This window comes from Leptolyngbya sp. AN02str, assembly GCF_050565595.1.
Classification (GTDB): domain Bacteria; phylum Cyanobacteriota; class Cyanobacteriia; order Elainellales; family Elainellaceae; genus Kaiparowitsia.
Map to the genome: position 1 here is coordinate 181,330 of NZ_JBNXVR010000001.1, position 19,899 is coordinate 201,228.

Consider the following 19,899-nt stretch of genomic DNA (forward strand, 5'->3'; position numbering starts at 1 on the left):
CTATCGCTGAAGCTTTCGTTTGGTAAGGAAAGAACCCGAATCTTGGAATGGCGGTTTGCTCTCCTGGCCAGAGGGTATTCTTAGGTAGCAAAAAACGGTCGTGTTTCAACGCTGTGGTTATTTTGTCGAAACAGCGCAGTGTTTCGGCAAAATAATCACCAGTCAAGAACATTACCCCAAAAATCCTTGAGGCGTAGTTGGCTCATGGCTTGGCATTCGTTTGGCTGGCGGCGATTCACCTGGCATCGATTCGTATCGTGGGCGGGGTTGGCGATCGCCTGTGGTGGATTAGTTCTGGGCTGCAGTGTGCTGACTCCCACCGAACCAGAAGCACCCGCGACCCCTCATTTATTGTTTGGCAACCCCAGCGAAGCGGTGCCAAGTCCACACCATGAGAACAACTACCTGATTGTGCGATCGCAATATGCCATGTCCTACAACCGCGAAAAGGGCATTGCCAATTGGGTGAGTTGGCAGCTCAACCGAGACTGGTTGGGCAGCGAACCGCGCTCTGAATTTATGCCCGACACGAGCCTGCCAACGGGATGGTATCAGGTCACCACCAACGACTACACTGGCAGCGGCTTTGATCGGGGGCACTTAGTACCAGCCGCCGATCGCAATCGCACCCGCACGGATTCCCAAGCCGTGTTTTTGATGACCAACATCATTCCCCAAGCACCGGACAACAACCAGGGGCCTTGGGAACGGTTGGAAAGCTATTGTCGTGATCTCGTACGGCAAGGGAAGGAGCTTTACATCATTGCTGGCTCGTCGGAGGTGGGCGGCGTTGGATCACGAGGCAGTCGCGATCGCATTGGCAACGATCGGATTACGGTGCCTGCCCTTACCTGGAAAATTGTTGTAGTCCTGGATCGTCCAGGCATGACCCTGGCAGATGTCACCAACGACACCCGAGTGATCGCAGTCATCATGCCCAACCAACAAGGCATCCGAGAGACTTCTTGGCAAAGCTATCGGCGATCAGTTGATTTGATTGAGCAGGTAACGGGATACAACTTTTTGTCGGAGTTACCAGTCGGTATACAAGCTGTGTTGGAGACTCAGACTGATACCCAGTAGCGGATTTGGGATTGCGGGTTTTGGATTTTGGATTGCGGATTCTGGATTGCGTTCAGAGCAACGCGGGTTCCGTATTTGTCTTTGAATCTCTAGCCCCTAGCCCCAAACTCCTAGTCCCTCCCCGACTCCCGACTCCCGACTCCCCCACTCCGACATGCCTCCCGTTTGGTACTATCCATATTGATGAACGCCACTTAATCCCCACACGGGCCTCCCGGTTTTATGAACTCTGTTTGGCAATCTTTTACCTTTGCAACGGTGCCCGTGCAGCAATGGGTCAAATCCAGTTATTTGCATCGGTTGGTCGGTTCGCTGTATGGATGGCGGCAGGGAAGCTGGCTCATGCAGTGGAGCGAACCGTTGGGGGCGGCGCTGGTGGCGTTGGTATTGGTGCTGGCTCCGTTTGTTTCGACAGCGCTGATTGGGATTTTGATGGCGGCGTGCGGAGCCTATTGGGTTCTGCTGACTCTGTCCGATGAAAATCGCCCTGGGTTTACGCCAATTCACGTATTGGTGTTCGCCTATTGGTTTATTTCGCTGGTGGCAACGGGGGTCTCTCCCGTCAAAACGGCAGCCGCAGCAGGTTTAGCCAAACTCACGCTGAATATTGTGCTGTTTTTGCTCATGGCGCGAGTGCTTCGATCGCCCCGATTGCGGTCATCGGTGTTGACGCTGTATTTGCTTACCACCACGGTCGTGAGCGTGTTTGGCTTGCGGCAGTGGTTCTTTGGAGCGCAAGCCTTGGCCACCTGGGTCGATGCTCAATCCACCCTGGCGGGAACAACGCGGGTGTACAGCTACTTGGGCAACCCCAATCTGCTAGCAGGCTATCTCATTCCGGCCTGCATGTTTAGTGCGGCGGCGGTGTTTGTTTGGAAGCGGTGGTTACCCAAGGCGCTGGCGGTTGTGCTAACGCTGATCAACTCGGCATGCCTGGTGCTGACCTTTAGCCGGGGTGGATGGATTGGCTATGTGGTAGCTGGGTTTGCCTTTGTACTGATGTTGGCGCATTGGCTCAGTGTGTATTTGCCGCGCTTTTGGCGGCGGTGGGCGGTGCCCATTGTGCTGGGGCTGTCGGCAGCGTTTGTGGTGGTGGCGGTGGTGGCAGTGGCTCCCCTGCGCGATCGCGTTATGAGCATTTTTGTGGGTCGGGCCGATAGCAGCAACAATTTTCGGCTGAATGTGTGGGCGGCGGTGCAGGATATGATTCGCGATCGCCCCATCTTGGGCATTGGCCCCGGCAATAATGCGTTTAATCTCATCTACCCGCGCTACCAGCGGGCGGGCTACACCGCCCTCAGTGCCTACTCAGTACTGCTGGAAATTTTGGTAGAAACGGGGGTGATTGGCCTAACCTGCTTCCTGTGGCTGCTAACGGTCACCTTTACTCAGGGCTGGCGGCGCATTCAAGCGTTGCGCCAGGGCAACAATTGGGATGCATTTTGGCTAATCGCTGCGATCGCCTCCATGGTAGGAATGCTGGCTCACGGTCTTGTCGATACCGTTTGGTTCCGTCCTCAAATCAGCACGCTATGGTGGCTCATGCTCTCTCTAGTTGCCAGCTACTACCCCTTTTGGAGTGAAGGCGCAGAGGTTGGAGAATAAAAGCCAGACCTATCGGCCTTCAGTTCACGAGAAGCTCGGCAGTCAAACACAGCAGCTCATGCCCTGGACTTGCTCCGGACTATTGACTTGCATGAGCCAGGTAACGGGGTTGTGAGCAAACTTCAGCCCATGAGAGCCAGCAGCGCGTTCATGAGACGATGGCGATCGCCAAGTCGTGATGTGACATTCGATTGATCTGAAATCTGTTCAGTTACGTGAACTGCGGTGTCGCACCAGTAACGTTTCAATCAAAGACTGTGCTGTTTTTAGCCGATTAGGATCATTGGATTGGGCAACCCAGGCCGCCAGGTCATTCAGCGAACCATTGACCAAGTGAGCAAAACCCTCTGCATCGATTGTGTCTAGCTCACCCTCTGCTACCGCAAGCTGAATCGACGCATAGAGCAAGCCAAAACCATATTGATCCAGCTCTACCAAGTCATCTGCCGCCAAAACCGCCGGAGCCTCAATGAAAACCAGGCGTCGCAGTTCCTCTTGGTGAGCCACTTCTAGAAATGCCTGACAGCCAACGATCAGCTGCTGCCAGTTTTGGTCAAGCAGCTGCACCTTCGCCTGAATGTAAGCCGCGATCTCATCATAGGCTTCTACGATCACCGCCTTAAACACCCCCAACTTATCGCCAAATTGGTGATACAAGGCTCCCCGCGTCACTCCCAATTCGCGAATGATTTCCTCCGTTCCGGTAGCGGCGTACCCCTTGGTTGCAAACAGGTGGCGCGCCCGATCGAGAATTGCGCGGCGAGTGCGGCGAGTTTGCTCAGCTTTGGTCAACTTGACAGGCATGATCAATTGTTCAAATTTAACATACAGACAGAATGTATCTTGACAAGAACGGAGGCAATCCCTATGTTTAGATACATACAGATTGTATCTTTTGCAGAGGCACTCTCGCAGGAGTCACCATGTCAACCACATTAAGCACCCGGCAAGCCACAACCGCTGATATTCCATTCCTGGCCAGGATTGAGTACGAGGCTTCTTTGCCCCCGTTAAATCACTGCTTTTGGGAAAGCCTGTTGGATGGAACTGGCACTACGGCCTTGCAGTTTATTGAGGCAGAGCTAAGAACCGATGCTTCCAACTGGGGCAACGTGGCAGATTTTCTAGTTTTGGAGGCACACGGCCAACCTGTTGCAGCGGCATCAGGCTTTGTGCCTAGTCCAGAAGACTACTGTCCTTTGCGTTTGTCGCGGCTAGAGGCGATCGCCCAAGAGTTGAATTGGTCTGGTGAAGCCCTAACCACCTTTCAAGATCGCTACATGGCACTTTGGGGGGGCGATTTGCAGCCAATCTTCCTCACTCCCCAAGCAACCTGGATCATTGAAAACGTGGCGGTATTACCCGAGGCGCGCGGGCAGGGCTTTGGCAAAGTGTTACTTAGAGCTTTGCTAGAAGTGGGGCGATCGCAGCAGCATGAGTTTGCTGGAATTATGGTGATTAACGGCAATGAGGTCGCTCGCCATACCTATGAATCCATTGGATTTAAGCCCTATCAAACCTTTTACGCCGATTACTTTTTGGAACAACTGAATATCGAATTTCCAGGAATTACAAAGTTTGGTTTACGCCTGAACTAAAGAGGAGAACAGCAGTGCCCTTTAAGACCATTCTGGTTGCAGGTGCCAGTCGTGGCATTGGCCTTGCAGTGGCAGACCATTTGGTAGAACAGTGCGATCGCCTATTGGCAGTGTCTCGGACGACGGCTCCCGTGGGCGAATGGGTGCAGGCAGATCTGTCTGATCCAGCAGGCATAGAAACCGTTACCACAGCGATTGGAAATGATGCTTTGGATGCGTTGCTATACATGGGTGGAACTTGGGAAACCCAAGCATTTACCCCTCAATACCGCTTCGAGACCTGTTCTGATGAAGATATTGTGCGCGTGATTGCTGTCAACTTAGTCGCGCCAATTCGGTTAGTAAAAGCACTCCTGCCTGCCCTACGCAAATCGAACAATCCCAAAATCATTTTCATGGGGTCGCTGTCAGGTCGAGATAATTTTCCCGGACGGGAAGTTGCCAATAGTGCATCTAAATTTGGCCTACGGGGGGTGGTACATTCCTTGCGGAAAGAGTTGCGATCGCAACAAATCGGGGTAACGGTCATTAACCCTGGCAATGTTGGCACTCCTGAAGTGTTGGAAGATCTGGCAGCAGAGAATCTAACCGGCGGTGAAGCAATGCCTCTTAGCGATTTGCTGTCCATTCTGGACTGCGTTCTCTCTCTATCACGGGCCACCTGCGTGAAAGAAATTGACGTTCCAGCCATGTTAGGAGAGGGAGCTTAACCAACTGAAGAGCCTCCATCAGCGGTGTGTGGCGGTCTACCCCAGAAGTAGACGCCACACACCCGACCCGTATCTCGCGCGCCTTGCATTGCCCACGCAACCATGGGAGTTACCGCTCATCCCAACCTGCCGCTCATCCACATCAGCAGCAGGGCAGCGGGGAACCATACCAACCCTAAATTTCTAGCTCATCAAATGAAAGTATCGGCAGGTTGGGCGGCATAATTCGGCGCTCGATGGTGGTTTTGCGGCTTTCGCGCTGGGTGTTCACTTCCACGGCGATCGCACCAAACTCTAACTCCAAGCAACCGGGCGGAATGGTGACCGATGCCCAAGCTTCGAGTTCGCCATACGCATTAGGGGCCAAGTTCATCAGCCAGCGGGGGCCATCCAAAATTTGGCGCGACTGACAGTCCTGAATCCAAAATTTGATTGCCATGCGAACAGGCAGGTTGGGAATGCTCAGGCCCACTTCAACGCGATCGCCCGATACCAATTCCGTATTTGCTAGGTGCACCCGGGGTGCAGGCACCGGCTCATCTTCTGGCAGGGTAATCGGCTTTGCTTCTGCCGTATGTTCATGCAGACGGAACAAGCTTGCCGTGCGGAAGGGCGGCAGCAGCGTTTCGTCATCGATCACAATTTCCGGCGGAATGAAGCGCAAGGGCTCCGGTGGGCGAGGCTCGCCCGCAGCCTGTGCAGCCTCAGGCGAGGGAACGGGCACAATTGCCCCGGATGGCGATGCGTTGGCATGAGCCGCAGCTGCGGGATCAGACCACAAATTATGGGTGAATTCAGCATCGGCCGCGAGGGCACTGAGCCGTGCCAAAAACCGAGTTTGCAGGTTTAACGCTTGAAACGCCTGATCTTCAGGCGAGGGGGGCACTTCCACTTGCACAGGAGGCCTGGGGGCAATGACAGGGCTTGCCAGGGGCAAACTTGGAGCCTTAAACACAGTTTGGAAGGTATTCCAGGCCGTGGGAATATCGGCAATGCGATCTTTTGCAGCAGGCTCAACAGATGGAACACTTTGAGCATCGACTCCGGCGATCGCACCAGCCACCTTGGTCACCTCTGGGACTTGATCTGCCATCGCTTGATCCGCCATGGCCTGATCGGCGATCGCAGGTGCTTCTGGCAACACACCAGAATCCACAGGGGGCAGCGCATCAAACAGGCTGGGCGGTGCCGGTGGGCGAGTGGGCACAAGCGGCAATTGCAATGCCTTCATAGGCTCTGCACTGGGTCTGGGGCGATACAGCTGAGGCGGCAAAATTTGACCCGTTGCAGGCTGCAAATCGACAAATGGCACAACGGGTTGCGCCGTCAAATTCAAAAAGGTTTCATCAACCCGCGTAATCTCGTCTTCGGCCTCTCCTAGTTCATCTTCCCCGCTATATTGGTTGGCGATCGCCTCCAATAGCTGCTCCAAGTCAGCCGAAATGGAGAACCCGTGGCTATCGATGGGGGTTGGTTCGTCTCCCGCCAAGCTCATCAGCGCAATATCGCCCACAAGCAGGCTAGTTTGCACAGGGGGTGGCGTTAGGGTGCACGAAAAAGGACAGGGAATTTGTCGGGAGGTGAGCGATCGCCGCATGCTAACAAGCACCTCGCCGCTGTTGGGATTGCGCAAAGTAATTCGCAACATCACCGGCGGCAAATGGGCTAACGGTTCGCTAGTATCGGAAGTGTTGATGTGACCTGTGAGAGTAATCTCCTCACGGGGGCGCGCCGTAAAGTAGTCTTGCTCTAGCTGTAGGCTCAAGGTTTCCGGTTGGGGAATGTGAACGGCACGCAGAGGGCTAACGGGCTCTTGGGGCGGCAGCGCGGCCTTGACCTCAGCCTCAACTGCGGCGATCGCAGCCAACACTTGCTCAGGGGTAAGCGGCTCATCCGCCAGATCCTCATAGACCTCGGCGGTCGGCTCTTCACGAGATGATGAAGCTGCGATCGCAGGTTCAGACTCAACAGTTTCCAACAACGGTTCAGCCTGCATCAGCGACTCGGATAGTTCAGATTCCGGCATGTCTAAAGCGATTTCATCTCTGCGTGCCCCATCTGTATCAGTCCCATGAATGACTGCATCATGAATATCTACATCATGAATGCCTGTCGCATTGGCGTTACTTCCGTTTTCGCCCGCTCCTTCCATTGCAACAATCGGCTCCACCGCAGAATCGAACACATCCATAACCGAGTCCACCGCTTCCGTGGCTTCGGCTTCGGCCTTGGCCAGTATCTTTTGCACTCGGCTGGCTAGCTCTTTAATTCCGGTCGCTTCTACAGGCGGAACAGCAATGGGTTGAGCAATGACCTCGTCGGGGCGATCGTCTAGCTCTAGGATGGGCTGATCTGGCTCAATTTGTAGAGTGTTCGGTGTTTCATCAGGCAAGGCGACCATGCCAAAATCCCCATGCCAGTCGGCATCCCAGTCTTCGGGCACATCTACTCCCAGCGGCAATACTTGCAATTTCACCGCGTATTGCCAACCCTGACCCATCATGTCGGCCATCAGGTCACCAGTACAGCGTAACTCCCAGGAACCCGGAGTCAATTCCACAAACGGCACAACCACGATCAATCCTTCTGGATTGGTTGTGCCCGTTCGCTTTTGAACGCGGTGCTTGGGGTTGTCGTCTTCCTCATCCACATGGGTAATGCGAATATCGACCGGAGTGTTGAGCCGGCTGGTGCGAGCTACCACGCGGTAGCGTCCCTCCAAAATCTCCACATCAGGAGATTCGAGCGGCAACCAGGAGCGATCGCCTTCTTTTTGGATGAGAAATTCCCAAAACGCCATCTCAAACCTCAGCGCGAAGGAACATAGGTGTACAAAGTTAGGAGCTAGAAGCTAGGGGAACTGTAGACGATTGACTTTATCCTGTAAAGCAAAATCGAAAGATTTACAGCTTGTTCACCAAACCAATGCAGGGGTTGCGATCGGTGGCGATTGGCTCCTTGGCCCAACTGTTGCAGAGTGTAACTAGATGTGGATGCACCGCAACGCACAAAATATGGATTTAAGTCTATCCCACTACTAGATCTGTGGCGCAGAGGATTTGTTGAACAATGGTGATTTTCTCAACAATTTGCAACTTTAACAGCCGCATGGGCAATTGCTCTGGTCACTCGACGCCACTTCACCAAAGGCGAGGCACCATCGCTTGATAGCATGGGAGACGCACATCTTTTCGCAATGCAGCAAAGCGCAACCCAGCCATGAGTGTGGATCATGTTGTTCAATCGCACAGTTTTCAACAGGCCGTGCCCCTTGACCAAATTCGCTACAACGACCAGGGGTTAGTGCCCGCCATCGTTCAGGATTATCTTGATGGAGCGGTGCTGATGATGGCGTGGATGAACCAGGAGTCGCTGCAAAAAACGTTGGAAACGGGCGAAACCTGGTTTTGGAGCCGATCGCGCCAAGAGCTATGGCACAAGGGGGCAACTTCGGGCCATTTGCAAAAGGTGCAATCGGTTCGCTACGACTGCGATAGCGATGCTTTGCTGATTACTGTAGAGCAATTTGGGGATGTTGCCTGCCACACGGGAGAGCGGAGTTGCTTCCATCAGGTGGATGGCGGCATTGTGCCTCCACCCGCCGATATGCTGTCGCAGGTCTATCAGGTGGTGCGCGATCGCCAGCAACACCCCAACCCCGATTCCTACACATGCAAACTGTTGGCCGGGGGGGACAACAAAATTTTGAAGAAAATTGGCGAAGAGGCAGCAGAAGTGGTGATGGCCTGCAAAGATGATGATCCCGAGGCGATCGCAGGCGAAGTTGCCGACCTGTTGTACCACACCCTGGTAGCTCTAGCGCACCACAACGTTGATGTGCGAGCAGTCTATCGCAAGCTGCAAGAGCGTCGCCGGTAAAGAGGCACAATCGCACACAATCGCAATCGCCAAGTTGGTTAACCCAGGGATTGTTTGAGAACCTTGGCTCAGCAACGGTTCTCAAACAATCCAAACCCCATGAGCCGATCAAACACGATAGAAGCTGGTGGGGGCGATCGTATGTCCTCGCTGGCCACGCCACACAGGTCAAGTTCGTATGTACAGCTCCAACTACAAAAAATATTCCATCCTGCTCAACGAGCAGCGAGAAGTGGTTGCGTTTGAAATTGATGGAGTTCGGTATGACCATGCACACGAAGTGGTTGATCCGGGCGATCGCGCTGTCATGATGCGGCTGATGGTGCAACCGTGGGATGACCTGACGACCCCAGAGGTCCAGGTCGAAGGCGGCTTCAACCTATTTACGGGCATCTTTTTTGGCGTGTCGGTGTTACTGCTGGCGATCGCTACAGCAACGGGCGTCTTTGCCCACCGCACCCTCACCAGCGAAGTGACCGCCCCAGGTCGTGTGATTGAGCTAGTGCCCCGCCGTGATTCCGATGGCGACGAATACTACTACCCCAAAGTAGAATTCGCCATCCCAGAGCAGGGCGTACAAACCGTTCAGCTCAATGAGGGCAGCTGGCCCCCATCTCATAATCCCGGCGAAGCCGTCACCATCCGATACAATCCGGAGCGCCCCCAGCGAGCCCGGATTGACTCCCTAGGCAGCAACATTCTGCTATGGCTCCCCACCATGATCACCGGAGCGATCGGGCTCATATTTCTCACCATTTCCATCGCAGTGTTCAGCCTGCTCAGGCCTGTCCGCCCAAAATCGTCATCCAATCTGTAACGTCTACGTAACTTCTATGTAACGTTAGTTCTGCGTCAGCCGAAGCGCCCATTCCTGCGCAATGCGCACGCACAAATGGACTGGCCTGAGGTTATGCGCTACACCGCCCTCAGACCAGCCCTGACCCAACACTGGGGTTATGGAAGATTCACTTCCCTGGCAGACGCACCCTACACAACGTCAGTTTCGGTTAAGGGTTTTTCTGAGGTTTGCGCGACGCGCACAGAAAAACCTTTTTGCACACGCCGCGCACGCAAAAAGGGGTACTTCAGCTTATCCAAAACTCGGGTTGCACAGGATTCATATTCCAAGTTAGCTGCTACAGCGAGCCAAATCCCTTCTTCTTCTTGTCCTTCTTTTTCTTTTTGGCTGGGCCGCCCGCACCCGGATATCCTCGGAATCCCGGCATTGGACCTTGCCCCATCGGCCCGCCCATTCCTGGCATTCCTGGCATACCGCCCATCCCTGGCATTCCCATTCCCGGCATTCCAGGAAACTGGCCTTTGCCCATTTGCTGCATCAGGGTGCGCATTTTTTGGAAGTCGCTCACCAGCTTGCTCACATCGTTTAGATCGCGACCCGAGCCCTTGGCAATGCGCTTGCGACGACTGGGAGAACTGGCCAACAAGTCGGGGTTCTTACGCTCCTCAATCGTCATGGAATTGATCATCGATTCAGCCCGCTTTAGCTGCTCTTCTCCCTGCTCTAGCTGGTCGCTGGAAATTTTGTTCAGGCCAGGAATCATCTTAACGATGCCACCCAGCGAACCCATGGTTTTAAGTAACCGCGTCTGTTTCAAAAAGTCGTTGAAGTCAAACTGGGCTTCCAGGATCTTTTGCGATAGCTTTTCAGCTTCGGCTAAATCCACCTCTTCCTGGGCTTTTTCGACCAGCGTGAGCACATCACCCATGCCCAAAATTCGCGAAGCCATGCGATCGGGGTAGAAAGGCTGCAGGGCCTCCACTTTTTCGCCCACCCCCACAAACTTGATGGGCTGGCCCGAAATGCGCCGAACCGACAGAGCCGCGCCCCCGCGCGTGTCGCCATCCATTTTGGTAAGAATGGCACCGGTAATGCCAATTTGTTCATGGAAGGTGCGCGTCAGGTTGGCGGCTTCCTGGCCTGTCATGGCATCCACCACCAGCAGCACTTCGTGGGGCTGCACAGTTTCTTTGATTTGGGCCAGCTCGGCCATCATGTCCTGGTCAATTTGCAGACGGCCCGCCGTGTCAATAATGACCGTATCAACACCGTCTTCCTTGGCCTTGGCGACACCCTGTCGTGCAATCTCCACCGGATTCGCATCAGACCCCAGCTCAAACACGGGCACGTCAATTTGCTTACCCAGGGTAATCAACTGGTCGATCGCCGCAGGACGATACACGTCCGTAGCAACCAGGAGCGTGTTGCGGTTTTGCTTGCGAAGGTGCAAGGCCAACTTGGCAGTCGCCGTTGTTTTACCGGTTCCTTGCAAACCCGCCATCAGCACAATAGTGGGGGCAGCATCGGCCTTGGCTAGGGGAACATTCTCTTCGCCCATGACCGACACCAGCTCATCGTTCACAATTTTGATGAACTGCTGCGCAGGGCTAACACCAGAGATGACTTCGGCTCCTTGAGCCTTTTCCTGCACCTCGGCAACAAACTCTTTCACCACTTGCAGGTTGACATCGGCCTCCAACAAGGCACGCCGTACCTCGCGCAGGGCTTCCTGAATATTGGCTTCTGAAATCTTGTCTTGCCCCCGGAGCTTTTTCCAGGCTACTTCGAGGCGATCGGAAAGGGCTTCAAACATGAGCTACTTCATAGAACTACCGCTTCGATCCATTCTAGAAGCTATTGCTCTGCATTTTGTCGATCGCGCGTTTGAGCTGAGGTGTGGGATGATGCAAAAAAAAGGGAGAGCGATAAACAAACTCTCCCTACCATCAGGGTGCATCTACTTAGCACATTATGACATCTCAGGGGTGGGGGGTGACACCCCCTCCAAGCAAAAACCTTGAACTTCTATCAAAATCTCTGATAGAAGTTCAAGGTTTTTTGCGATTGAGCTGATGTATTGGGGGGGGAAAGGCGGTCATGGGATCACCGATTTGGTTGATTGCGAATCGTCTGATTCATCAAGATTCCCAACAAAAAGCACCCCAAAGAGGTGCCTGTTTCATACCAGTCTATTCATCGAAATGAGCAGGCCTCATGCACAAATGGCTTTTTGAAGGATTTATGCAGGAGGTCTACTGTTTAGCCCGGTTTTATGCGAGGTTTGCTCTACTGGCCGATGTGCGACGGGTCTAGCCTTGCAGCATTTTGGCCAATAGCTGGTTGGTGAGTTTGGGATCGGCCCGTCCACCTGTGCGCTTCATAACTTGGCCAACAAAGAAGCCCAGCAGCTTGGTCTTGCCACCGCGATACTTCTCTAGCTCATCGGGATGATCGGCCATCACTTGGGCGATCGCCTCTTCAATCACCTTTGGATCTGAGACCTGCACCAGCCCTTTGCTTTCCACCAAAGCTTTGGCAGAACCACCTTGAACCAGCAGTTCTGGCAGAATATCTTTGGCGATTTTGGTGCTGATGGTGTTGTCTTCAATTAAGTCAATCATTTCAGCGAGGGAAGCGGGTGTAAGCGGCAACTCGGAGATGGTTTTCTTCTCATTATTGAGGTAGCCGCTAATGTCGCCCATGATCCAGTTGGCGGCTTGCTTGGCAGGTGCACCCGCCGCCAGCGTTGCCTCAAAGTAGTCGGCGATCGCCCGGTCATCGGTGAGTACCCGCGCATCATAGGAGGAAAGGCCCAATTCCTCTTCGTAGCGGTGACGCTTGTGAGCTGGCAGTTCCGGCAGTTCCGATTTCCACTGGCCCAGTTGCTCGTTGGACACTTGAATCGGCCCCAAGTCGGGCTCAGGGAAATAGCGATAATCGCTAGAGCCTTCCTTGACCCGCATGCTAATGGTACGCTGGGCACCTTCTTCCCACAGGCGCGTTTCTTGCACAATGCGATCGCCCGTTTCGATCGCCGCAATTTGCCGTTCAATCTCGTAGTTAATGGCTCGCTCAATGGCATTGAACGAGTTCATATTCTTGATTTCTACCTTGGTGCCAAAGGTGTCGCTGCCAACGGGGCGTACGGAGATGTTGACATCACAGCGCAGCGAGCCTTCCTGCATGTTGCCATCCGACACGCCAAGATACCGCATGATTCGCCGCAGCTCGCGCGCGTACTCGGCGGCTTCGGCCCCGCTGCGCAAATCTGGCTCCGACACAATTTCCACCAGGGGCACCCCCGCCCGGTTGTAGTCCACCAGCGAGTAGGTTGACCCCGATAGGCGATCGCTGCCGCCATGCACCAGCTTGCCCGCATCCTCTTCCATATGCAGACGGGTGATCCCAATGCGCTTGCGGACAAGATTGCCGTCTTCTTCCAGCTCAATTTCAAGCCAGCCATGCTCGGCAATGGGCAAGTCGTACTGAGAAATTTGATAGTTCTTGGGCAGGTCGGGATAGAAATACTGCTTGCGATCGAACTTACTGTAGGGCGCAATTTGGCAATTCAGCGCCAGGCCCGCCTTCACGGCATATTCCAGCACGGTTTGGTTGAGTACGGGCAACGTACCAGGCAAGCCCATACACACCGGATCGATATGGGTGTTGGGGTCAGAGCCAAACTCGGTAGAACTGTTGGAAAAAATTTTGGTATTCGTGCTCAGCTGGCAATGGGTTTCCAAGCCAATTACCGCTTCGTATTGCGTTTTTGCAGGAGCAGCAGAGGTCATAGTCCTGAATTCGTCCTCGTGGTGCGATCGCTATTCAATCATTATGGGATTCAATTGCATCAAGTTGCAGTACCCTTGAACATACGTTCGATGGAATCGTCGCTTGAATAGTGGGGAAAAACTAGCTTGGATGGGCAGTCGGGACGCTTGGAAGCGTTAGTTCAACAAATTGGTGAGGCCGTTTTAGCCAGCACGGAAACCATTGATAAGCTGTCGGAACACCTCGACATCTTGGCGAAACAAGTACAGCAGCAGGGCTATCAGATTTTTGCGCTGAGCGATGCCGTACAAACCCTAGCCGAAAATCAAGATGCCGCCTTGGCCCGCATGGCACAGGTCACTGAAACTTTGCAACAGTTTGTCATTGCCATTCAAGAAGCCGATGATGGGGAACCCAACTCCTAGTCGTAACGTTTCAGTTGGGTTCCCCGAAGAGAAGATCTCTGGAATGGCCGGGATGTACTAAAGTGAAGTGTCATCCCCTTCCAAGCTCTTTACCGACCTTTCATTTCAACCTGTTTTGCAAAAGTGCTGAGGTTTTTTCTTCATGTCACGGGCTGAAGAACTGAGACAAGAGTGGCAAGTTCGTCTGGAAACCGACTATCCAGATCAGCCTTTGGCAACACAGAACGGAATCATCCGTTGGCTGATCGGAGAAGATGAACAGCGGTTTGACGATTTGCCGCCAGCACAACTGTTGGTATTGCAACAGGCGATGGATTATCGCTACCGCATTTTGCAACAGCGGTATTTGAATGTGCCACAAGACACGGCTTATCGCAGCTTGCTCAAACGGTTGGCCAGCCTGTCTCTCATTCGCAGCAAAATTCGCACGTGGGTATCGCTGTCGCGCGATCGCCAGCGAACGGTGATGGATGTGCTGCAAGAAGTCATTCAAGAGCTGATTCAGAGCGATCGCTACATTCGCCAGCAAATTGACTGGATCGCCGAATGCACTCCCAATCCACGTTTGCGTAATGCTCTACTGCTCACCAGCATTGAGGAATATTGCCTGCGGCCCATTCGCAACCAGCCGCTGATCATCTACCGCTTTGTGAACTACCTACGGCGATCGCACCGGGGCGGCATGACTCAGGTTCCCGGCGGGGACCTCGTGCGCCTAGTCTCAGAAGAAATCACGTCCGACGATACTGATGGATCGCTCAGCCTGCTCGATTTGCAAGCTCAGGCCGACTATCAAGAACAACAAGCCTGGGCAGAGCAGCAAACCGCCCGTCAAACGGTCATGCAAGAATTTTTGACCTATTTGGCAGACAAGGTTGATCCCATGGCGGCGCAATGGCTAGAGCTACACGTCAAAGGCAAGTCACAGGAAGCGATCGCCAAAGAGCTGGATGTGCCAATCAAGCAGGTGTATCGCCTGCGAGAAAAGATTAGCTACCACGCCAAAAACGTCTTTGCTTCTAAAATTCAGCCTGAGGTCGTTACCGCCTGGTTAGGAACCTCAGCAGAACATAACTTTGGCATGAGTGCCCAGCAGTGGCAGCAGTTCGAAGCGCAGCTCACTCCCGAACAACGGCAGTTAGTTGACGATCTCAAGGCTGGGAAAACCACCGAGGCGATCGCTCAAGAGCGAAATCTTAAGGTTAACCAAGTCAAGAATGAATGCTCTAAACTTTACTTAGAGGCCTACGAATGGCGTAACGCCTCACCATCAGGGTCCACATCGTTGGAAACGAGTAGCTAAAGCTTGGCTTTGGGCGCTACCAGCCGCTTATGGCATGTTGAACCAGCCTCACGACTGGTGCGACTGTAACTGGTGTCATATTTATTTCAGCTGGTGTCATATTTCAGATTGTTAAATTTCGTTCATTGTTCCGGATAGCGCTTCAACCTCAAGCAAGTTTATAAAATCTGCTAGAAGAATTTTTTGAGGCCCAACTTGTTGTGTTCTCAAAAAATTCCGCTCAATCGTCGGCGTTTCGACCTAGTCTCTCCTCCCCAGCAACTCATGGTGCCGATTTCGGGTAATCGAGAGCCCAACCCCACTGGTGCTTCTTCTCCCAATATTCACAGTTTCTTTCCACCCGAACTTGCGGACCGCATTGATGTGCCGCAAATGTTTGTGCTCATTGATGGCGTTCTGCCGTTCGAAGCTTGCCTGTACTATCAAGTGCTGCCGCTGCATGTCGAAGGTAGTCGTATTTCGCTCGGCATGGTTAACCCCACAGATACCAGCGCTGCTGACTACGTTCGCCGCATTGTTGCGTACCACAACTACTTAGTCACAACTTACGCCATTTCATCCCAGGCCTTGCAGTCGGCCCTATCGGCTTATCTCAATCATGCGGGGAAAAAGTCAGCGATTGGCCCAAGTGTGGCTCCACCAGCCAAATCTACCTATCGCCCAGCAGCCCGTACTCGCAAAGAGCAGCCCAATCCCGATGTACAGCCGACGCTCATTGTTGACAGTCCCGATCTGCTAGAAAACGAACCCCAGCCCAAGGGCCGAGATCACAACAGCAGCGCTGCGGCAATGGATCTGACCCTGCAAGACTTGCCGACCCAAGCTCGTTCGACTCAGCGGGCTCCCGAGCCGTCTATCGACTCCGTTTTTTCCCTGTCCGACGCTCCACTCACAACGTTTTCAGACAATGAGGAGCCTTCCAGCACGGGCAGTTCCAGCATGGCAGCAAGGAATGAAACGGGCGATCGCCCCAGTATGCGTCCTTCAGGTGCATCCCAGCCAAAGCAGCCAGGAACCGCCAAGAATGCGCAACCGTTTCCACTCATACAACCCATTTCCGAAATTAAGGTGCAGCTCCAATATCTGGCTAGCCCGATGGAGGTGATAGCAACCCTAGCCCCCAACGAAATGCTGCAAGAGCTGTTGGGCCGTGTGCTCGTGGGAGGCATTGGGCGGCTCTACTTTGAGCAGCAGTCGGGGCATGGGCGGGTGCTGTGGAGCCAGGATGGCGTGCTGCAATCGGTGCTGGATCATCTAGATAGCCATGTATTCCAGGGTCTTATTCACGAGCTTAAACGCTTAGCAGGTTTGTCTCTCATTCCGGTAGAACGGGTTAAACAAATCGATATTGAGCGGCTCTACAATCGGCAGCGGTTGCTGTTACGTTTTCGATTTATTCCAACGGCTAAGGGCGAAGAGGCAACGCTGCAAGTTTTGCGTGGGGCAGCCCTTCGGTTTTACAAGCAGCAGCAAATGGCAGTTCTGGAACGCGATGCGTTGGGCATTGCGCGGCAGTTGCAAAACAAGCTGAACGAAATTCGCGATCGCGCTGCCGATGAGTCGGGTATGGCGGCGGCTCGGTTAGATGCTCTACCAGCCCTTCAGCAGCTTCTTCGCAGTATTGAAGATCAAATCGAAACTCTGCAAGCAGAAGAACCCGACTCAGAGTCCCAAGGTGATCGCCCAACCAACCATTAGGCTTGCGATTTCTCAGCAACCAGCACTCCAGAGCAGGTGAGAGCAGATAGCAAAACAGCTAGGGAGCATAGACTGAGCACTCCCTAGCTGCTGCATGAGATCTTGAACCGCTTTAAGCAGGAATAGGAGCAGGCTTAACATCCCACCGTTTGACGGCATTGCCAATGATGGCCAGTTCCGCCATCAGCGTGTCAAAGCGATCGGGAGTGAGCGATTGCGGACCATCCGACAACGCCTTAGATGGGTTGGGGTGAACTTCGATCATGAGCGAGTCGGTGCCGCCTGCGATCGCAGCTGCGGCCATCGCAGGTACATATTCCGACTTACCTGTACCGTGGCTGGGATCAATCATCACCGGCAAATGGGTGAGCGATCGCAGCACCGGCAGTACCGCCAAATCCAGCGTATTGCGGGCATAGGTATTGTCAAACGTGCGCACACCCCGCTCACACAAAATCACGTTGGGGTTTCCCGCCGCCACAATATATTCTGCCGCCATCAACCATTCGTCGATCGTGGCAGACATGCCGCGCTTCAGCAGCACGGGCTTATCCTGTGCACCGATCTTTTTCAGCAGCGAAAAGTTGTGCATGTTGCGGGCACCCACCTGCAACACATCAGCCACCTCAGCAATCATGTCAATATCTGCAGCATCCATCACCTCGGTAATCACGCCCAACCCTGTGGCCTGCTTAGCTGCATCCAGCAGAGCCAGCGCACTCTCGCCATGGCCCTGAAATGCATAGGGCGACGTGCGCGGCTTGAATGCACCTCCGCGCAAAAACTTGGCTCCTGCCGCTTTGACTCGTCGAGCAGTTTCCACAATCATGTCTTCGTTTTCGACCGAGCAGGGGCCGGCGACGACCACAATGGGATGGTGATGGCTAAAGGTGACTGGGCCATCCGGTGTGGAAACGACCACCTCGCTGGATTCCCCATGGCGATATTCCCGGCTCACGCGCTTGTAGGGCTTTTCCACCCGCAGCACCGCTTCAATCCACGGGCTCAGGTCTTGCAGCTGTAGCGCGTCCATTTCGGCCGTGTCGCCGACCAATCCCAATACTGTTTTGTGCTTACCCACAATTTTTTCGGGAGATAGCCCCAGCGAGCGAAACTCGTCGCTTAAGCGATCAACCTCTGCTTGAGGTGCACCTGCTTTCATCACTACAATCATGTCCAACCTGCTCAGTCTTGAGGAGATAAATACGAAACCCAAAAGGTTTCAGTCTCATCCATTCTAAGCACGGACTTTGGATGATGGCAGGACAGCACAAACTCATCATGAGTACGAGTTTGCAGATAAAACAAAGAGATCGCTGTTTTGGTAGCGATCTCTTTGACATAAACCGTTCGTTGGAATCGTTAGTTGGTCGAATCTTTGGCAGAGCGCCAAGTTTGCACCATACGCCCAAAGTTAAGGCGAAACTCGGGTACCCCTAGCAAACTTCCAGCCTCGTCTTCCCAAGAGGCTGAGAGTGCGCCATAGGTCAGGCCCAACACCCCCAAACCAAATAGCCCCAAGCTCACCAACAGCACCGCCACATGGGGCAACTGAACGCCCTGTGTAACCAAAAAGTAGCTGACAAAAAGGGAGGAAACACCCATCGCCGTTGGCACACCACAAAAAATAGCCATGCGGCGCAGCATCCGATTGCTCACCACGTCGGGAATGCCCGCTGCGGCCAGAGCCGACTGCCGAGTCTTGGCCCCAGGCTGTTTTGCCTTGGATGGCGTGGTCGGCTTGGCTGAGGATGTCACGCTGGGTGATGGTGTTGGAGCTGGCGATCGCTTCGCCGGCTTGTCGGCAGATTTGCGACGAGTTGGCTCAAAGGGAAGGGGCTTGCGATCGCCCCCATCCTGCTTACTATTACCAGCTTGACTATCTGAATTGGACGAAGAGTTCGAAGCCATGAGCTTTTAACCGCGAATGCCGAGACGGGTGATCAATGCCCGATAGCGATCGTTGTCTTGTTTGTTGATGTAGGCCAGAAGACGCTTGCGCTGACCAATCATTTTGAGCAAGCCACGACGAGAAGCGTGATCCTTCTTGTTGGTTTTTAGGTGAGCGCTCAAGCGATTGATGCGCTCGGTCAGCATGGCGACCTGCACATCGGCAGATCCGGTGTCAGTTTCGTGAACCTGATACTGAGAAATAATTTCTTGTTTTGTGTCTTGCAGCAGCGCCATAGCGGTCTGTTATTCCCTCCAAATACAATCAACAATCATATCACAAGGAAAAGGGGTTAGGAGATAGGGGCTAGGGGTTAGCGGCTGAGCCAAGCGATCGCTTCTCGAATCCACACTTCGGGGTCGGCGGTTTTGGCGATCGCGGTTTCTTGGCCAACGGCTCGGAGCGCTTGTAAAATTTCGCTCGTGCTATAGCCCAGAGCCAAGAGGGTCATTTCCACTTCTTCTTGGACGTTGGTGACGGGGCCTGCTTCGGGCAGGGTGGCTAGGCCAGTTTGCGATCGCCACTCGGCCAGCTTGGTTTTTAGCTCAACCGCAATGCGTTCAGCGGTTTTGGTTCCCACACCTGGCGTGCGCGATAGCAGGCGCGTGTTGCTGCTGACGATGGCTTGTACCAATTCCTGAAGCCCCAAAGTATCCAACAATGCGATCGCCACCTGGGGGCCAACTCCGCTGACGCTGAGCAATTGCCGAAATAGGTCGCGCTCTGGCATCGACGCAAAGCCAAATAGAACAGGCTGCTCGTCTCGCACTTGGTAATGGGTAAAAATTTGCACCGCTTCCCCAATGTTGGGAAACGTTTGCAGCAATCGCGGCACAATCTGAATGTCGTAGCCCACTTGGTTCACATCCAAAATCACCATGACGCGGGTTGGGCTCAGTTTTTGAATGCCGACAAGGGTGCCTTTGAGATAGGTGATCATGAACAGAAACCCAAAACAGAGTCGAAAATAACGGGGGCGATCGCACTGGATGATGCCACGACCTCATCCGACGGTTCACGGTATTGGCAGCCTGGTGTGGCCAACCCTTCATCACCATAGCGGAAGCCCGCCGAGAG

17 protein-coding genes are annotated in these 19,899 nt (G+C 53.8%); 9 read left to right on the forward strand and 8 right to left on the reverse strand.

Going from position 1 to position 19,899, the window contains the following annotated elements:
- Positions 1-204 precede the first annotated feature (204 nt).
- Entirely contained in the window at positions 205-1,083 is an 879-nt protein-coding gene (locus ACQ4M4_RS00770) for a DNA/RNA non-specific endonuclease (RefSeq protein WP_430682532.1), read from the forward strand.
- Between the two features lie 222 nt (positions 1,084-1,305).
- The gene (locus ACQ4M4_RS00775) at positions 1,306-2,688 is read left to right on the forward strand and encodes an IctB family putative bicarbonate transporter (RefSeq protein WP_430682533.1); all 1,383 of its coding nucleotides are present in this window, start codon (positions 1,306-1,308) and stop codon (positions 2,686-2,688) included.
- Positions 2,689-2,895: 207 nt separating this feature from the next.
- Here the strand turns inward: ACQ4M4_RS00775 and ACQ4M4_RS00780 are convergent, their stop codons facing one another.
- Positions 2,896-3,492: a TetR/AcrR family transcriptional regulator gene (locus ACQ4M4_RS00780; protein WP_430682534.1), complete on the reverse strand. Its 597-nt coding sequence runs from the start codon at positions 3,490-3,492 to the stop codon at positions 2,896-2,898.
- Positions 3,493-3,611: 119 nt separating this feature from the next.
- Between ACQ4M4_RS00780 and ACQ4M4_RS00785 the strand changes: the two genes are divergently transcribed.
- Both ACQ4M4_RS00785 and ACQ4M4_RS00790 read left to right on the forward strand, forming a co-directional pair.
- Complete coding sequence (locus ACQ4M4_RS00785; RefSeq protein WP_430682535.1) at positions 3,612-4,286, forward strand: GNAT family N-acetyltransferase; 675 nt, start codon at positions 3,612-3,614, stop codon at positions 4,284-4,286.
- 14 nt (positions 4,287-4,300) lie between these two features.
- Positions 4,301-4,996, forward strand: a complete 696-nt coding sequence (locus tag ACQ4M4_RS00790) for an SDR family NAD(P)-dependent oxidoreductase (protein WP_430682536.1) — start codon at positions 4,301-4,303, stop codon at positions 4,994-4,996.
- Positions 4,997-5,171: 175 nt separating this feature from the next.
- On the opposite strand, the gene ACQ4M4_RS00795 is transcribed toward ACQ4M4_RS00790, so the two are convergent.
- Positions 5,172-7,796 (reverse strand): hypothetical protein, encoded by a 2,625-nt coding sequence (locus ACQ4M4_RS00795; protein ID WP_430682537.1) that lies wholly within the window; start codon positions 7,794-7,796, stop codon positions 5,172-5,174.
- A gap of 419 nt (positions 7,797-8,215) precedes the next feature.
- On the opposite strand from ACQ4M4_RS00795, the gene hisIE reads away from it, so the two are divergent.
- Both hisIE and ACQ4M4_RS00805 read left to right on the forward strand, forming a co-directional pair.
- Positions 8,216-8,875, forward strand: coding sequence for a bifunctional phosphoribosyl-AMP cyclohydrolase/phosphoribosyl-ATP diphosphatase HisIE (hisIE, locus tag ACQ4M4_RS00800; RefSeq protein WP_430682538.1), 660 nt, complete (start codon positions 8,216-8,218; stop codon positions 8,873-8,875).
- Between the two features lie 178 nt (positions 8,876-9,053).
- Complete coding sequence (locus ACQ4M4_RS00805; RefSeq protein ID WP_430682539.1) at positions 9,054-9,692, forward strand: DUF3592 domain-containing protein; 639 nt, start codon at positions 9,054-9,056, stop codon at positions 9,690-9,692.
- Between the two features lie 319 nt (positions 9,693-10,011).
- On the opposite strand, the gene ffh is transcribed toward ACQ4M4_RS00805, so the two are convergent.
- Complete coding sequence (gene ffh, locus ACQ4M4_RS00810; protein ID WP_430682540.1) at positions 10,012-11,487, reverse strand: signal recognition particle protein; 1,476 nt, start codon at positions 11,485-11,487, stop codon at positions 10,012-10,014.
- Positions 11,488-11,983: 496 nt separating this feature from the next.
- Positions 11,984-13,465 (reverse strand): Asp-tRNA(Asn)/Glu-tRNA(Gln) amidotransferase subunit GatB, encoded by a 1,482-nt coding sequence (gatB, locus tag ACQ4M4_RS00815; protein ID WP_430682541.1) that lies wholly within the window; start codon positions 13,463-13,465, stop codon positions 11,984-11,986.
- Between the two features lie 126 nt (positions 13,466-13,591).
- On the opposite strand from gatB, the gene ACQ4M4_RS00820 reads away from it, so the two are divergent.
- The 3 genes from ACQ4M4_RS00820 to ACQ4M4_RS00830 all read left to right on the forward strand — a co-directional run bounded on the left by ACQ4M4_RS00820 (position 13,592) and on the right by ACQ4M4_RS00830 (position 16,871).
- Positions 13,592-13,870, forward strand: a complete 279-nt coding sequence (locus ACQ4M4_RS00820) for a hypothetical protein (protein ID WP_430682542.1) — start codon at positions 13,592-13,594, stop codon at positions 13,868-13,870.
- A gap of 142 nt (positions 13,871-14,012) precedes the next feature.
- Positions 14,013-15,173, forward strand: a complete 1,161-nt coding sequence (locus ACQ4M4_RS00825) for a HetZ-related protein 2 (protein WP_430682543.1) — start codon at positions 14,013-14,015, stop codon at positions 15,171-15,173.
- A 195-nt stretch (positions 15,174-15,368) separates the two neighbouring features.
- Positions 15,369-16,871 carry a hypothetical protein gene (locus ACQ4M4_RS00830; protein WP_430682544.1) on the forward strand — a complete coding sequence of 501 codons (1,503 nt, stop codon included), beginning with the start codon at positions 15,369-15,371 and terminating at the stop codon, positions 16,869-16,871.
- A 112-nt stretch (positions 16,872-16,983) separates the two neighbouring features.
- Here the strand turns inward: ACQ4M4_RS00830 and aroF are convergent, their stop codons facing one another.
- The 4 genes from aroF to ruvA all read right to left on the reverse strand — a co-directional run bounded on the left by aroF (position 16,984) and on the right by ruvA (position 19,762).
- Complete coding sequence (aroF, locus tag ACQ4M4_RS00835) at positions 16,984-18,033, reverse strand: 3-deoxy-7-phosphoheptulonate synthase (RefSeq protein WP_430682545.1); 1,050 nt, start codon at positions 18,031-18,033, stop codon at positions 16,984-16,986.
- A gap of 200 nt (positions 18,034-18,233) precedes the next feature.
- Entirely contained in the window at positions 18,234-18,782 is a 549-nt protein-coding gene (locus ACQ4M4_RS00840; protein WP_430682546.1) for a PAM68 family protein, read from the reverse strand.
- Positions 18,783-18,788: 6 nt separating this feature from the next.
- Positions 18,789-19,058 (reverse strand): 30S ribosomal protein S15, encoded by a 270-nt coding sequence (gene rpsO / locus ACQ4M4_RS00845; protein ID WP_430682547.1) that lies wholly within the window; start codon positions 19,056-19,058, stop codon positions 18,789-18,791.
- Between the two features lie 77 nt (positions 19,059-19,135).
- Positions 19,136-19,762, reverse strand: a complete 627-nt coding sequence (gene ruvA / locus ACQ4M4_RS00850; RefSeq protein WP_430682548.1) for a Holliday junction branch migration protein RuvA — start codon at positions 19,760-19,762, stop codon at positions 19,136-19,138.
- Positions 19,763-19,899 lie beyond the last annotated feature (137 nt).